Below are 14,643 nucleotides of genomic sequence, written 5' to 3' on the forward strand. Positions count from 1 at the left end.
CCCCAAGATCGGCTCCCCACCATTTGGCGGCGCCCGCGGGCCCTTCCCGACCAGGTGCCCCGTACAGCTTCGGTGGCAGTGTGCGATCACCTCTTCTTAGAGTGGGGCAATGCGCACTGGTGAGCCCCTGCCCGCCGTGGGGGAGGTTCTCGCCGCCCTCGCTACCGGACTGTGGCACTGGAACACCGCCACGGGACTGGTCACGGTCGACGCGGAGGCGGCACGGCTGCTCGGGCTGCCCGCCGAACAGGCCACCCTCAGCCAGGCCCAGGTGCGCGCCCGCCTGCACCCGGTCGACTGGAACGAGATCAGCGGGGTGATCCAGCTCGCCGTGGCCGAGGGCACGCTCGGTGAGGCGCGGGTGCGGATCATGGACGAGCGGGGCCGGGTGATCCGGCTCGGCCGCAGCCGCTTCCATGCGTCCTTCGACCGCGAGAAGAAGTCGTACGAGGTGACGGGCTCCCTCCAGGAGGTCACCGAACCGGTGCCGGGCACCTCGGCCGGGCGTACGGCGGTCACCGGCGACTGGCGGCGCTCCCGGGAGGCGTTCCTGCTGGACGCGGGCCGGGCGCTGGCCGAGGCACGGTCGACGGCGGAGGTGCTGCGGGTCGCGGCGGGCCTGTCGATGCCGGGCTTCTCACCGGACGGCCTCGCGGTGTTCGGGGTGACGGGCGATCGCCTGACGATCATCGGCCATCACGGCCACCAGCCCGGCGACGAGGGCCCCTTCACACACATGGCCCTGGAGACGGACTACCCGGCCGCCGAGGTCGTCCGCACCGGCCGTGCCGTCTATCTCTCCTCACCCGAGCGGTACAAGGACCGCTACCCCGTCACCTGGCCGCTGGCCGCGCACTTCAACCGGCAGTCCTGGGCGTTCCTGCCGCTGACCGTGGCGGGCCGCACGATGGGCGCCTGGATGGCGGCGTTCACCTATCCGGTCGCGTTCACGCCCGACGAGCGGTCCGTGCTGACGACGGTGGCCCGCATGCTCGCCCAGGCTCTCTCCCGTGCCGAGGCCGCCGAGTCCGCGCGGGAGCTGACGGACGGCCTCCAGCGCTCGATGCTCCCTCAGCTGGGCCCCGAGATACCGGGCATGAGCGTGGCGGCACGCTATGTCCCGACCGGCGGCGGGCTTCAGGTCGGCGGCGACTGGTACGACATGATCCCGCTGCCTGGGGGCACCTCCCGGACGAAGTCTGGGGAAGGCCGCTTCGCCCTCGTCATCGGTGACGTCCAGGGCCATGACGTACGGGCCGCGGGCCTGATGGGCCAGCTGCGGATCGCGCTGCGCGCCTACGCCTCCGAGGGCCATCGCCCCGACGCCGTCCTCTCCCGCGCCTCGCGCTTCCTGCACGGGATGACGTTCGGCTCCCTCGACGAGGACCCGACCGACCTGCGCTTCGCGACCTGCCTGTACGTCGAGGTCGACCCCACGACCGGGCTGCTGGACATCGCCCGCGCCGGCCACCCGGACCCGGCGATCCGCATGATCGACGGCACGGTGCTCGCCCGCCCGACGGCCGGCGGCCTCCCGCTGGGCATCGACCCGGACGCCGACTACCCGACGACCCGGATCACCTTGGAACCCGGCGAAACCATGCTGATCTGCACGGACGGCCTGATCGAGACCGGCGGCCACGACCTGGAGACCGGCTGGAAGCGCATCCGCACGATCCTTGAGGAGCACGACGGCGACCTGGAGGCACTCGCCGACGCCCTCGTCCAGGCCGTCCACGGCCCGTCCTCCCACCACACCACCGGCCCGCTCGCCGACCGGCGCGAGGACGACATAGCGGTGCTGCTGCTGTGGCGGCAGGGGGACGGGTGCGGCTGCGGTGACCCGGTGGGCGTACAGCCGACGGTCCGGCGCACCATGCTGTCGGTGGCGCAGGCCGAGCCGGAGCGGGTCGCGGTGGCCCGGCAGCAGCTGCGGGAGCTGCTGCACGACTGGGCCTGCGACGACCAGGTCGACTCGGCTGTCCTGTTGCTCTCCGAGACGCTGACGAACGTCCTCGTCCACACCGACGCCGACGCCCTGCTGCTGGCCGAGGTGCGGGGCGAGCCGGGGGACCGCCGGATGCGCGTCGAGGTGACGGACACCAGCGACGACCTGCCGCACATGCGCCGCCCCGGGGAACTGGCGTCGTCCGGGCGGGGCCTGATGCTGATCGAGCTGCTGGCTCACGCCTGGGGCGTGGACCCACGGGGCGAGGGCAAGAGCATCTGGTTCGAGCTCTACGAGTCCGAGGGCGGCGCGGGCACGGACGGATCGGGGGGCGCGGACGGCTCGGAGGGCTCCGAGTCGCCGTAGCGCTCTCTGAGTTCGTGTACGACTGCGGTGGCGGCTGCGGTGAGCGGTACGGCGAGCAGCATGCCGAGGATGCCGGCCACGGAGGCCCCCGCGGTGATCGTCACCATGACGACGGCCGGGTGCATCTGGACCGTCCGGCTCTGGATCGCGGGCTGGAGTACATGCCCCTCCAGCACCTGCACGGCGAGCACCAACCCGAGCACCCACAGCGCGATGACGAACCCCCGGTCGGCGAGCGCGACCAGCACGGCGACGGCTCCTGAGACGAAGGCGCCGAGGTAGGGGACGTAGGCCCCGACGAAGACGAGCGCGCCGAGCCCGACCGCGCCCGGGACGTCGAGGATCAGCAGTCCGACGGTGATGCACAGGGCGTCGATGAGGGCGATCAGGGTGGTCCCCCGCATGAACCCCTCCACGGCCCGGAAGGCCCGCCTGGCCATGGCCTCCGCGAGGTCTCCGCTCCCGCCGGGGACGAGGGCCCGCAGGGCGCCGGCGGCCCGGTCGGAGTCCCGCAGGAAGAAGAAGACGAGCAGCAGCGAGAGCACGGCGATGGCGAGGGTCTCGCCCACGACGCTGACCCCGCTGATGACCCCGGAGGCGGCCGTCCCGCCGAACTTGGTGAGCAACTCCTTGGCATTGGAGGCGAGATCGTCCAGCGAGGTCCCGGCGGCCCCGAAGTGGCCCGTGAGATCGCGGCCCGCCTGCTTGAGCGAGGCGACGATCTCGTCGCCGCTGTCCACGATGGCGGCGACGACGATGTACACCGCCCCGCCGACGACGGCCACCACGGCGACGCAGGTGAGCCCGGCGGCCACCGACCGGTTCACCTTGGCCTTCACCAGCCGCCGGTGCAACGGCCCCAGCAGCGCCGTCCCGAGCATGGCGAGGAGGACGGGCACCACGGCCGTACTGAATTCCACGGCCAGCCGGATCCCGACGTAGACGACCCCCGCGACCAGCAACACGACGACACACCAGGCGGCGAGCCGCCGGACGGGATCGGGGAGCAGCGGGGTGGGGGCCTGCACGGTTCCAGCGGATCATGCGCGGGGCGATGCTGTCGTGCGCGGGCGGACCGGGTGGGTGACGGGACGACGAAAGGCCCGCGGCCGCGCCAGGGGGCGCGGAGGCGGGCCTTCTCGTGTCGGCAGGCCAGGCAGGCCAGGCGGGTCAGACCTTGGACGGGCCGTCCGCGCTCATCCCGTGCACGGCCGGGATCGTGCCGAGCCGGCCCTTCTGGAAGTCGTCGAAGGCCTGCTGGAGTTCGTCACGGGTGTTCATGACGAACGGGCCGTAGTGGGCCATCGGCTCCCGGATCGGCTGTCCGCCGAGGAGGACGACCTCCAGGTCCGGCGTGTGGGAGTCCTGCTTCTCGTCGGCGCGGACGGTCAGGGAACCTCCGTCGCCGAAGACCGCCGTCTGGCCCAGCTGGATCGGGCGGCGCTCGGCACCCACGCTGCCGCGGCCCGCGAGGACGTACGCGAGGCCGTTGAAGTCCTCCCGCCACGGCAGCGTGATCTCCGCGCCCGGCGCCAGCGTCGCGTGGATCATCGTGATCGGGGTGTGGGTGACACCGGGACCCTGGTGGCCGTCCAGCTCGCCCGCGATGACGCGCAGCAGCGCGCCGCCGTCGGGGGTGGTGAGCAACTGGACGTTGCCGCCGCGGATGTCCTGGTAGCGCGGGGCCATCATCTTGTCCTTGGCCGGGAGGTTCACCCACAGCTGCAGGCCGTGGAAGAGACCGCCGGACATGACGAGGGACTCCGGCGGGGCCTCGATGTGGAGGAGGCCGCTGCCTGCCGTCATCCACTGGGTGTCGCCGTTGGTGATGGTGCCACCGCCGCCGTTGCTGTCCTGGTGGTCGAAGATCCCGTCGATGATGTACGTGACGGTCTCGAAGCCGCGGTGCGGGTGCCAGGGGGTGCCCTTGGGCTCGCCCGGCGCGTACTCCACCTCGCCCATCTGGTCCATCATGATGAACGGGTCCAGGTGGCGGTAGTTGATCCCGGCGAACGCACGGCGCACCGGGAAGCCCTCACCCTCGAAACCGCTCGGCGCGGTCGTGACGGTCAGCACGGGACGGGCCACGGCGTCCGCGGGCGCGGCGACGCGCGGCAGCGTCAGCGGGTTCTCGACGGTCACTGCAGGCATGTCGGTACCTCCTTGTGCGTCCACTTTAGTTGAGCATTGAACTTCTTGCTACCCCTAACGGGAAGAACCCGGAGGGCATTCCCTCCGGGCACAGCCGAAGGCCGACACCCGAAGTGGGCGCGGCCTTCGTCACAAGGACCCGGTGGTGCGGGAGCGGCTCAGTGTGTCAGGAAGAGCGCGGACTTGGAGGTCAGACGACCGGTTCGAGCTGCTTGCCGGCCGTGCGGTCCGACCGGTCCGTCCCGGCCGTGCCGTCCGCGGCGTCCGGCCTCTTCCGGTCGTCCCGCATCACCAGCGTCGCCAGCAGCGCCGCCGCCAGGACACCGATCGCGCTGACCATGAAGGTGGTGGACATCGAGGCGGTGAAGGCCTCGCGGGCCGCCGCGACCAGACCGGCGTCACCGCCGGCCACCGCCCCGGCGATCGAGTGCTTCGCCTCCTCCGGCACCCCCTCGGGCATCCGGTCCGCAAAGCCGCTCGACAGCAGCGAGCCGAGGATCGCGATGCCGAGTGCGGTGCCGGCCTGCTGGATGGTGTCGTTCAGGGCCGAGCCGACGCCCGCCTTGTCCTCGGGGATGGTGCCCATCAGCGCGGCGACCGCGGCCGGCATCGCGAGGCCGGCGCCGAGGCCGAGCAGACCGAGCGCCACCGCCGGGACCGTGAAGCCGGAGTCCGCCGAGACCGTGGCCATGAGGGCGAAGCAGGCCACCATCACCAGCATCCCCGCGAGGATCACCCACCGGTTGCCGTACTTCGCGGCGAGCTTGACGCCCACGCCGTTGCCGAGCAGCGCGGTGATCGCCAGCGGCAGGAAGGCGAGGCCCGCCTTGAGGGGCGAGTAGCCGAGCACGAACTGCAGGTACTGGGTGAGGACCAGCAGCAGACCGCCGTTGCCGATCTGCACGAGCGCCAGGGAGAGCGAACCGCCGCTGAAGTTGCGGTGCTTGAACAGGACCAGCGGGACCATCGGCGACTTGGTGACGTTCTCCCAGACCACGAAGCCGGCCAGCGAGGCGAGCGCCACCACCAGGGTGACCGTGGCGCGGCCGCCCAGCGCACCGTGCTGCGGGAGCTCGATGATCCACCAGACCAGGGCCGTCATCCCGACCGCCGACAGCACCGCACCCAGCGGGTCCGCCTTCTGCCAGGGCGCCCTGGACTCCGGCATCAGCGCCAGAGCGGCGACGACCGCGAGCGCCACGATCGGCACGTTGATGAAGAAGATCGACTGCCAGGAGAAGTGGTCGATCAGGACGCCGCCCAGCACCGGGCTGCCGACCAGGCCGAGCATCGACACCGAGCTCCAGGCCGCCATCGCCTTGCTGCGCTCCTCCTCGTCGAAGACGGTGATGAGGATCGAGAGGGTGGACGGCATGATCAGGGCCCCGCCGAGACCCATCGCGACGCGTGCGGCGATCACCTCGCCGGGGCTGGTGCACCAGGTCGCGGCCAGTGACGCCGCCCCGAAGAGCAGGAGCCCGATCAGCATCACCTTCCGGCGTCCGAACCGGTCGCCCAGGCTGCCGGACGTGAGCAGGAGGCCGGCGAAGACCAGGATGTAGGAGTCCAGGATCCACTGGGTGTCCTGGGCGCTCGCCCCGATGTCCCCCGTCATCACGGGCACCGCGACGGTCAGCGCCATGCTGTCGACGACCAGCACGAGCGTGCTCAGGCAGAGCACGATCAGGATCCACCAGCGGCGTGGATCACGCGTTCCCTTGACGTCCATGACGTTCCCCTCCATGACGTTCTCCCCGGCTTCGTGAACACCGTTCCTTCGTTGCGAACACTGTACGCACAACGGAACAGTGTTCGCAACCATCGATTACTGTACGCTCGATGCGAACGATGTACGCAGGGATGCGAAGGAGTGCCGATGGCCGCCAGGACGACGAAGCAGAGCTCCATCCCCTCCGTCTGGGCCCGCCCCCAGCGCGAGTCCGACCAGCCGGCACTCAGCCGCGCCACGATCGTGCGCGAGGCGATCGCCATGCTGGACGCGGAGGGTGTCGAGGCGCTGAGCATGCGCAAGCTCGCGACCCGGCTCAACGCCGGCGCCGCCTCCCTCTACCGGCACGTCGCCACCAAGGACGAGCTGATGGAACTGGCCGTCGACGAGGTCGCCGCCGAGATCCACGTACCGCCGGCCGACAGCCCCGACTGGCGCGCGGCGGCCGGCGAGGCCGCGGGTGCGTTCCGCTCGACGGCTCTGCGGCACCCGTGGCTGTCGTCGGTGCTCGGACAGGCGGGCCTCGCCTATCTCGGCCCGAACCTGATGGCGTTCTCCGAGCGGCTGGCGGCTCTGTTCACGGCCGCCGGGTTCGCGAGGCCGACCGGCCCGATCGACACGCTGCTGTCGTACGTGATCGGCATGAGCACCACGGAGGCCGCCTGGCTCACCACGGTCGCCCGCTCCGGTGAGACCGAGGCCGATTTCATCGCCCGTCTGATGCCCGCCGCCCAACAGGCGGCCGCGGCCCACGAGCACCTCGCCGAGGGATACGCGGAGGCTCTCAACGCGACCACTGATCCGGTGGCTCTGCGCGACGAGAAGTTCGCCTACGGCCTGGAAGCGGTCCTCGACGGCCTGGCGCTACGCCTCAACCGCTGAGGTCAGCCGTACATGCGCCGCATCGCGAACTCGACCATCTGCTCCACGGCCTTCGCGTCGAAGACCATGCGGTGCTCGCCCTCCATGTCGAGGACGCAGCCGTAGCCGGTCGGCAGCAGGTCGATCACCTCGGCGCCGGTGATGACGAAGTACTTGGACTCCTTGCCCGCGTACCGGCGCAGCTCCTTCAGCGAGGTGAACATCGGGATCACCGGCTGCTGGGTGTTGTGCAGGGCGAGGAAGCCCGGGTTGTCGCCGCGCGGGCAGTAGACCTTCGACGTCGCGAAGACCTGCTGGAAGTCCTCGGCGGACATCTGCCCGGTGGTGAAGGCCCGCACCGCGTCCGCGAGCGAGGGCGGTGACGGCTCGGGGTACAGGGGTGGCTGCTGGCCATAGCCGCCGACGCCGCCGGCCATGGGCTGCTGCGGCGAGGCGTACTGCTGCTGAGCGCCGACGTTCTGGTCGTAGCCGTACATGGACGCAAGCGTACCGAGAGCGGCGGGGAGAGCGGACCGGTACGGGGGCCGCTTCGACGGCTCCGGCAAAACCGACAGCGAGTCGACAGCCGCCGTACTGCTTTCCGACAGCCGTCCCTCACTAGCGTCTGTCGTATCGGGAGTATCGGGAGGGGTGCCTGAAACGGCACCGCACCAGCGAGGGGACAGCCATGGGCCGACACCACGCCGACGAGGTCCACGACGGCGGAGTCCACGAGCACGACAGAGGGCTCTCGTACGACCTTCCCGTCCTCGCCCGCCGGCGCATGATCCGGCTGATGGCGGGCGCGAGCCTGGTCCCGCTGGTGGGCTGCACCTCGCAGGACGGGACTCCGGCGGCGTCCTCGGCCTCCTCCGCCAAGGGCTCCGCGTCGTCGTCCGCGTCGTCGTCCGCCGAGTGCGCGACCATCCCGGACGAGACCGCCGGGCCCTTCCCCGGCGACGGCTCGAACGGCGTGAACGTCCTCAAGGAGAGCGGTGTCGTCCGCAGCGACATCACCAGCAGCTTCGGCGACTCCGCGGGCGGCACCGCCGAGGGCGTGCCCCTGACCGTCACTCTCACGGTGGTCGACGCCGCCTCCGGGTGCGGGACGCCGAAGAAGGGCGCCGCGGTCTACATCTGGCACTGCGACCGAGCGGGCGACTACTCCCTGTACTCCGAGGGCGTCACCGACGAGAACTGGCTGCGCGGCGTCCAGGAGGCCGACGGCTCGGGCCAGGTCACCTTCAGGAGCATCTTCCCCGGCTGTTACGCGGGCCGCTGGCCGCACATCCACTTCGAGGTCTACGGCAGCCTGGCGGACGCCACGGCTGGCACGTCCATCACCAGCACCTCGCAGCTCGCCTTCCCGAAGGACGTCTGCGACACGGTCTACGCCACGGACGGGTACGCCGAGAGCGTGCGCAACCTCACCGGTCTCTCCCTGGAGACGGACGGCATCTTCAGCGACGGTTACGGCCGGCAGCTGGCCGCGATGAAGGGCAGCGCGGCGGCGGGTTACACGGCGACACTGACGGTTCCGGTGTGACCTGTCACAGATTGCGGATCGGGGTTGCGTCTTATTACTGACGGGTAGCATCATCGTAGCTACTTGTTGGTACGTGAACTAGCGCGAGGAACCAAGTGCCTCGCCGACCCTCTACGGAGCCGTGACCATGGGGCACTACAAGTCGAACCTCCGCGACATCGAGTTCAACCTCTTCGAGGTACTCGGACGCGACAAGCTGTACGGCACGGGTCCGTTCGAGGAGATGGACGTCGAGACCGCGAAGAGCATCCTCGAGGAGCTGACCCGGCTCGCGGAGAACGAGCTGGCGGAGTCCTTCGCCGACGCCGACCGCAACCCGCCGGTCTTCGACCCCGAGACGAACACCGCGCCCGTCCCGGCGTCCTTCAAGAAGAGCTACAAGGCCTTCATGGACTCCGAGTACTGGCGTCTCGGCCTGCCCGAGGCCATCGGTGGCACCACCTCCCCGCGCTCCCTGATCTGGGCGTACGCGGAGCTGCTGCTCGGCTCGAACCCGGCCGTGTGGATGTACTGCTCCGGCCCGGCGTTCGCCGGCATCCTCTACGAGGAGGGCAACGAGGTCCAGAAGAAGATCGCCCAGATCGCCGTCGACAAGACCTGGGGCTCCACCATGGTCCTCACCGAGCCGGACGCCGGCTCGGACGTGGGCGCCGGCCGCGCCAAGGCGGTCCAGCAGGAGGACGGCTCCTGGCACATCGAGGGCGTGAAGCGTTTCATCACGTCCGGTGAGCACGACATGGAGGAGAACATCCTCCACTACGTCCTCGCCCGCCCCGAGGGCCACGGCCCCGGCACCAAGGGCCTGTCGCTCTTCCTCGTCCCGAAGTACCTGTTCGACTTCGAGACCGGCGAGCTGGGCGAGCGCAACGGCGTCTACGCCACGAACGTCGAGCACAAGATGGGCCTGAAGGCCTCCAACACCTGCGAGATGACCTTCGGCGACCAGCACCCCGCCAAGGGCTGGCTGATCGGCGACAAGCACGACGGCATCCGCCAGATGTTCCGCATCATCGAGTTCGCCCGCATGATGGTCGGCACGAAGGCGATCTCCACGCTGTCGACGGGCTACCTGAACGCGCTGGAGTACGCCAAGGAGCGCGTCCAGGGTCCGGACCTGGCGAACTTCATGGACAAGACCGCGCCCAAGGTCACCATCACCCACCACCCCGACGTCCGCCGCTCGCTCATGACGCAGAAGGCGTACGCGGAGGGCATGCGCGCGCTGGTGCTCTACACGGCGTCCGTCCAGGACGAGATCCAGGTCAAGGAGGCCGCCGGCGAGGACGCCTCCGCGCTGGAGGCCCTGAACGACCTGCTCCTGCCGATCGTGAAGGGCTACGGCTCCGAGAAGGGCTACGAGCAGCTCGCCCAGTCGCTGCAGACCTTCGGCGGCTCCGGGTTCCTCCAGGAGTACCCGATCGAGCAGTACATCCGCGACGCCAAGATCGACACCCTGTACGAGGGCACGACGGCGATCCAGGGCCAGGACTACTTCTTCCGGAAGATCGTCCGCAACCAGGGCGCCGCGCTGAACTCGCTCGCCGAGGACATCAAGAAGTTCCTGGCGCTCGGTGAGGGCGGCGAGGAGCTGGCCGGCACCCGCGAGCACCTCGCGAAGGCCGCCGTCGAGCTGGAGGCGATCGTCGGTCTGATGCTGACCGACCTCGCGGCCACCGAGCAGGACGTCAAGAACATCTACAAGGTGGGCCTGAACACCACCCGCCTGCTGATGGCCTCCGGTGACGTGGTCGTCGGCTACCTGCTACTCAAGGGCGCCGCGGTCGCCGCCGAGAAGCTGGAGTCGGCCTCCGCCAAGGACAAGGCCTTCTACACCGGCAAGATCGCGGCGGCGAAGTTCTTCGCGGCCAACGTCCTGCCGGGCGTCACCGGCGCGCGCAAGCTCGCCGAGGGCGTCGAGCTGGACCTGATGGAGCTGGACGAGGCCGCCTTCTAGTCGGCGCCTTCCAGTCGGCCGAAGGGGCGCTGCCACCGCCCCTTTCTAGCCACCTGTTCCAGTCACTCACGGACATTCCACATCGCCCTTACGAGGGCCCGCTCCCCTTCACCGGGAGCGGGCCCTCGTACGTCGTTAAGGTGAACCCATGAGCGAACCCCCCCGCTTCGACCGCGGCCACACCGACGACCTCATGTCCTTCCTGGCGGCGAGCCCGACGCCGTACCACGCCGTGGCGAACACCGCCGAACGGCTGGAAAAGGCCGGATTCAGGCAGGTCTCGGAGACGGACGCCTGGGACGGAACGAGCGGCGGCAAGTACGTGCTGCGCGGTGGCGCGATCGTGGCCTGGTACGTCCCCGAGGGCGCGGCGCCCCACATGCCGTACCGGATCGTCGGCGCGCACACGGACTCCCCCAACCTGCGCGTGAAGCCGCTGCCCGACACCGGTGCGCACGGCTGGCGGCAGGTGGCCGTGGAGATCTACGGCGGACCGCTCCTCAACTCCTGGCTCGACCGCGACCTGGGCATCGCGGGCCGGCTGACGCTGCGGGACGGTACGACACGGCTGGTGAACGTGGACCGGCCGCTGCTGCGCGTCCCCCAACTCGCCATCCACCTCGACCGTTCCGTGTCGGCGGAGGGGCTCAAGCTCGACAAGCAGCGGCATCTGCAGCCCATTTGGGGCCTCGGCGGCGATGTGCGCGACGGCGACCTGATCGCCTTCCTCGAGGAGACGGCCGGGCTCGCGGCGGATGAGGTCGCCGGCTGGGACCTGATGGTGCACTCCGTGGAGCCGCCGGCCTACCTGGGCCGGGACAAGGAACTCGTCGCGGGCCCGCGCATGGACAACCTGCTCTCGGTCCACGCCGGAACTGCGGCGCTGGCCGCGGTGGCCGGCTCGGGCGCCGCACTGCCGTACATCCCGGTGCTGGCCGCCTTCGACCACGAGGAGAACGGCTCGCAGAGCGACACGGGTGCCGACGGGCCGCTGCTGGGCGGCGTCCTGGAGCGCTCGGTGTTCGCGCGCGGAGGGTCGTACGAGGACCGGGCGCGGGCCTTCGCCGGCACGGTCTGTCTGTCCTCCGACACGGGCCACGCGGTCCACCCCAACTACGCGGAGCGCCACGACCCGACGCACCACCCGCGCGTCAACGGCGGGCCGATCCTGAAGGTCAACGTCAACAACCGCTATGCGACCGACGGTTCGGGCCGGGCGGTGTGGGCGGCGGCCTGCGAGAAGGCCGACGTGCCCTTCCAGTCCTTCGTCTCCAACAACTCCATGCCCTGCGGCACGACGATCGGCCCGATCACCGCGGCCCGGCACGGCATCAAGACCGTCGACATCGGCGTGGCGATCCTCTCCATGCACAGCGCGCGGGAGTTGTGCGGCGCGGAAGACCCGTGGCTGCTGGCGAACTCGTTGGTGGCGTTCCTGGAGGGGTAGTTCCTGGGCGGTGGGGTACCCGCCTCCGACCGGAACCACCGGACCGGACAGGGAGGCGACAACTCATGGGCCTCGGCGGGTGCATCATCCTCATCGCCGCGGGAGCCATCCTCACGTTTGCGACCGACTGGGAGATGGAGGGGGTCAATCTCGACCTGGTCGGGATCATCCTCATGATCGTGGGGCTCATCGGCGTCACGACGTTCAGCAGCATCGCCAGGCGCAAGCGCGTGGTGGTGCCCCCGACGACACCGGTCGTCGGCCAGGAGCCCCAGCATCGGCGGGACGGCTACAGCGACGGTTACGGCGTCTGAGACTCCGCCTCGCCGTCCATCCCGGCGAGCACCAACGGGAGCCGGTCCGCGCCGGTCCCGGTCACGCGGACCGGCACACCCCAGTCCTGCTGGTGGACGTGGCAGGCGGGGTATTCGTTGGCGGCACCCGCGGCGGAGCCGCTGTCGGATGCTGTGTCGCAGGACGCCGCCATCGCCGAGACGTGCAGGACGCCCTCGGCGATCTCGGGGTTGAGGTGGAGGGTGCGGGCGAGATCGGTGTCCGCACCCTCACCCGAGAGCAGCAGCTCGGGCGGGGTGGCGGAGACCAGGAGCCGCGTCGACGGGCCGTACCGGGTGTCGAGCTTCTGGCCCGCCGGCGCCTGGAAGATCACGTCCAACCGAAGCCTGCCGGGGGCGACTTCGGTGGCGGCGCGCCGGGTGCGGTGGGCGACCGCGTCGACGCGCACGGCCTCCTCCGGCAGGCGCAGCCGGGTCAGCCGGTGCCGGGCCGACTCCACCACCACGATGTCGTCCCCGGCGAGCACCGCGTCCGACGGCTCCCGCAGATCCGTGGCCAGGGTGGTGACCTCGCCGCTCGCGGGGTCGTAGCGGCGCAGGGCGTGGTTGTAGGTGTCGCTGATCGCGACCGAGCCGTCGGGCAGAGCGGTCACGCCCAACGGGTGCTGCAACAGGGCCTGTTCCGCGGCACCGTCGCGGAGCCCGAAGTCGAACAGGCCGGTGCCCACGGCGGTGTGGACGGTGCCGTCGAGGTCGACCCATCGCAGGGCGCTCGTCTCGGAGTCGGCGAGCCAGAGACGCTCCCCGTCGGGGGACACGGCGAGGCCGGACGGCTGGGCGAACCAGGCCTCGGCGCCGGGACCGTCGACCAGGCCCTCGTTGGTCGTGCCGGCGGTGACGGACACCGTGTCGTCGGCCGGGTCGTACGCCCACAGCTGGTGGACGCCGGCCATGGCGATCCACACCCGCCCGGCGAAGACGGCCACGTCCCACGGTGACGACAGGTCCACCTCGCGCGCGGGACCGGACGTGGGCGAGCCCTGCCACCACTGCCTGCCGGTGCCCGCGAGCGTGCTGACCGCGCCGGTGGCGAGGTCGAGGCGGCGCAGAGCGTGGTTGACGGTGTCGGCGACGACGACCGTCGTCCCGTCGAGGAGGGCGAGACCCTGCGGCTCGCTGAAGGCCGCCGTGTGGGCCGGACCGTCGGCGAAGGCGCGCGTGCCGGAACCGATCCGGCGCACGACCGTCTCCCCGTCCGCCTCCAGCTCCACCAGCTGATGCCGGGTGGTGTCACTGACCAGGAAGTTCCCGCTCGGCAGCAGCAGTGCCCTGCCCGGGAAACGCAGGGCGGTCGGCTCCGGCTCCGGCGCCACATACGGGCCGTCCCCGCGCCGCAGCGTCCCCTTCTCCTCGTGCTCGGCCTCCAGTTCGGTCACGAGCCGCTCGATCGCATGCACGTGCCCCTCTCCGGCATGCTGCGCGACGACGTACCCCTCGGGATCGATCACGACAAGCGTCGGCCACGCCCGCACCGCGTACTGCTTCCAGGTGGCCAGCTCGGGGTCGTCAAGCACCGGATGCTCGACGCCGTACCGCTCCACGGCATCGACGACGGCCTGATGCTCGGCCTCGTGGACGAACTTCGGGGAGTGGACGCCGATGACGACCACCGTGTCCCGGTGCTTCTCCTCCAGCTCTCTGAGCTCGTCCAGGACGTGCAGGCAGTTGATGCAGCAGAAGGTCCAGAAGTCCAGGATGACGATGCGTCCGCGCAGGTCGACGAGGGAGTACGAGCGGTCGCCCGTGTTCAGCCAGCCGCCCTCGCCGACCAGCTCGGGGGCGCGGACGCGGACGCGACGAGGTGCGGAGTCGTTCATGCCCCCAGGGTGCCACCGGTCACTGACAGTCAGGTCAGTGCATGCCCGGTCGTCGCGTCCACATGGTCCGGAACCTCGTCGTGGTGGTCGCCGACGGTCAGGGTGCCCGTGGGTTCGAAGAGGAGGATGGCCGTGGGGGCGGGGGCGTACGGCTTGTGTTCGGTGCCGCGGGGGACCGTGAAGACGGCGCCCTTGGGGAGGACGACCGTGCGCTCGCCCTGGGGCTCTCGCAGGGCGATGTGCAGTTCGCCGTCCAGGACCAGGAAGAACTCGTCGGTGTGGTCGTGGACGTGCCAGACGTGCTCGCCGTCGACCTTGGCGATGCGGACGTCGTAGTCGTTGACGGCCGTGACGATCCGGGGGCTCCAGGTCTCCGTGAAGGAGGCGAGGGCCTTTTCCAGGGAGATGGGCCGGGAGATGGGTTCCATGCGCTCATCGTGCGGGTGGCACCCGCGCCGCACGAGTGCTAGG

Annotated in this window: 12 protein-coding genes; 6 read left to right on the forward strand and 6 right to left on the reverse strand. The window is 70.5% G+C overall.

Annotated elements, in window-relative coordinates; all coding sequences use genetic code 11:
• Positions 1–109 precede the first annotated feature (109 nt).
• The gene (locus OG331_RS24730; protein WP_406199867.1) at positions 110–2,314 is read left to right on the forward strand and encodes a SpoIIE family protein phosphatase; all 2,205 of its coding nucleotides are present in this window, start codon (positions 110–112) and stop codon (positions 2,312–2,314) included.
• Here OG331_RS24730 and OG331_RS24735 read toward each other — a convergent pair.
• The 3 genes from OG331_RS24735 to OG331_RS24745 form a co-directional block, all read right to left on the reverse strand.
• Positions 2,239–3,342: an AI-2E family transporter gene (locus tag OG331_RS24735; RefSeq protein WP_406199870.1), complete on the reverse strand. Its 1,104-nt coding sequence runs from the start codon at positions 3,340–3,342 to the stop codon at positions 2,239–2,241. The genes OG331_RS24730 and OG331_RS24735 overlap by 76 nt on opposite strands.
• Positions 3,343–3,484: 142 nt before the next feature.
• Positions 3,485–4,465, reverse strand: coding sequence for a pirin family protein (locus tag OG331_RS24740; RefSeq protein ID WP_406199872.1), 981 nt, complete (start codon positions 4,463–4,465; stop codon positions 3,485–3,487).
• A gap of 190 nt (positions 4,466–4,655) precedes the next feature.
• Positions 4,656–6,209 carry an MFS transporter gene (locus OG331_RS24745; protein ID WP_406199874.1) on the reverse strand — a complete coding sequence of 518 codons (1,554 nt, stop codon included), beginning with the start codon at positions 6,207–6,209 and terminating at the stop codon, positions 4,656–4,658.
• A 132-nt stretch (positions 6,210–6,341) separates the two neighbouring features.
• Here OG331_RS24745 and OG331_RS24750 point away from each other — a divergent pair, with 132 nt between their 5' ends.
• Positions 6,342–7,076, forward strand: a complete 735-nt coding sequence (locus tag OG331_RS24750; protein ID WP_406199877.1) for a TetR/AcrR family transcriptional regulator — start codon at positions 6,342–6,344, stop codon at positions 7,074–7,076.
• A 2-nt stretch (positions 7,077–7,078) separates the two neighbouring features.
• Here OG331_RS24750 and OG331_RS24755 read toward each other — a convergent pair whose 3' ends face one another.
• On the reverse strand, positions 7,079–7,552 hold the full coding sequence (locus OG331_RS24755) for an SseB family protein (protein ID WP_328880457.1): 474 nt from the start codon (positions 7,550–7,552) through the stop codon (positions 7,079–7,081).
• A 191-nt stretch (positions 7,553–7,743) separates the two neighbouring features.
• Between OG331_RS24755 and OG331_RS24760 the strand changes: the two genes are divergently transcribed.
• The 4 genes from OG331_RS24760 (at position 7,744) to OG331_RS24775 (ending at position 12,316) form a co-directional block, all read left to right on the forward strand.
• Positions 7,744–8,601, forward strand: coding sequence for an intradiol ring-cleavage dioxygenase (locus OG331_RS24760; protein ID WP_406199880.1), 858 nt, complete (start codon positions 7,744–7,746; stop codon positions 8,599–8,601).
• Positions 8,602–8,728: 127 nt separating this feature from the next.
• The gene (locus tag OG331_RS24765; protein ID WP_406199882.1) at positions 8,729–10,555 is read left to right on the forward strand and encodes an acyl-CoA dehydrogenase; all 1,827 of its coding nucleotides are present in this window, start codon (positions 8,729–8,731) and stop codon (positions 10,553–10,555) included.
• Between the two features lie 148 nt (positions 10,556–10,703).
• Positions 10,704–12,002 (forward strand): M18 family aminopeptidase, encoded by a 1,299-nt coding sequence (locus tag OG331_RS24770; protein ID WP_406199885.1) that lies wholly within the window; start codon positions 10,704–10,706, stop codon positions 12,000–12,002.
• 65 nt (positions 12,003–12,067) lie between these two features.
• Positions 12,068–12,316: a DUF6458 family protein gene (locus OG331_RS24775; protein WP_328880461.1), complete on the forward strand. Its 249-nt coding sequence runs from the start codon at positions 12,068–12,070 to the stop codon at positions 12,314–12,316.
• Here the strand turns inward: OG331_RS24775 and OG331_RS24780 are convergent.
• Together OG331_RS24780 and OG331_RS24785 are read right to left on the reverse strand one after the other, a co-directional pair.
• Entirely contained in the window at positions 12,304–14,172 is a 1,869-nt protein-coding gene (locus tag OG331_RS24780; protein ID WP_406199888.1) for an NHL domain-containing thioredoxin family protein, read from the reverse strand. The two genes, OG331_RS24775 and OG331_RS24780, sit on opposite strands and share 13 nt — an antisense overlap.
• Before the next feature lie 29 nt (positions 14,173–14,201).
• Positions 14,202–14,600, reverse strand: a complete 399-nt coding sequence (locus tag OG331_RS24785) for a cupin domain-containing protein (protein ID WP_406199891.1) — start codon at positions 14,598–14,600, stop codon at positions 14,202–14,204.
• Between the last annotated feature and the right edge of the window lie 43 nt (positions 14,601–14,643).

The sequence above is a fragment of the Streptomyces sp. NBC_01017 genome (assembly GCF_045162795.1).
In the GTDB taxonomy this organism is placed as follows: Bacteria; Actinomycetota; Actinomycetes; order Streptomycetales; family Streptomycetaceae; genus Streptomyces; species Streptomyces machairae.

Coding starts and splice junctions, on each gene's coding strand:
- OG331_RS24730 (WP_406199867.1), top strand. CDS start 110: ATGCGCACTGGTGAGCCCCTGCCCGCCGTGGGGGAGGTTCTCGCCGCC.
- OG331_RS24740 (WP_406199872.1), bottom strand. CDS start 4,465: ATGCCTGCAGTGACCGTCGAGAACCCGCTGACGCTGCCGCGCGTCGCC.
- OG331_RS24745 (WP_406199874.1), bottom strand. CDS start 6,209: ATGGAGGGGAACGTCATGGACGTCAAGGGAACGCGTGATCCACGCCGC.
- OG331_RS24750 (WP_406199877.1), top strand. CDS start 6,342: ATGGCCGCCAGGACGACGAAGCAGAGCTCCATCCCCTCCGTCTGGGCC.
- OG331_RS24755 (WP_328880457.1), bottom strand. CDS start 7,552: ATGTACGGCTACGACCAGAACGTCGGCGCTCAGCAGCAGTACGCCTCG.
- OG331_RS24760 (WP_406199880.1), top strand. CDS start 7,744: ATGGGCCGACACCACGCCGACGAGGTCCACGACGGCGGAGTCCACGAG.
- OG331_RS24765 (WP_406199882.1), top strand. CDS start 8,729: ATGGGGCACTACAAGTCGAACCTCCGCGACATCGAGTTCAACCTCTTC.
- OG331_RS24770 (WP_406199885.1), top strand. CDS start 10,704: ATGAGCGAACCCCCCCGCTTCGACCGCGGCCACACCGACGACCTCATG.
- OG331_RS24775 (WP_328880461.1), top strand. CDS start 12,068: ATGGGCCTCGGCGGGTGCATCATCCTCATCGCCGCGGGAGCCATCCTC.
- OG331_RS24780 (WP_406199888.1), bottom strand. CDS start 14,172: ATGAACGACTCCGCACCTCGTCGCGTCCGCGTCCGCGCCCCCGAGCTG.
- OG331_RS24785 (WP_406199891.1), bottom strand. CDS start 14,600: ATGGAACCCATCTCCCGGCCCATCTCCCTGGAAAAGGCCCTCGCCTCC.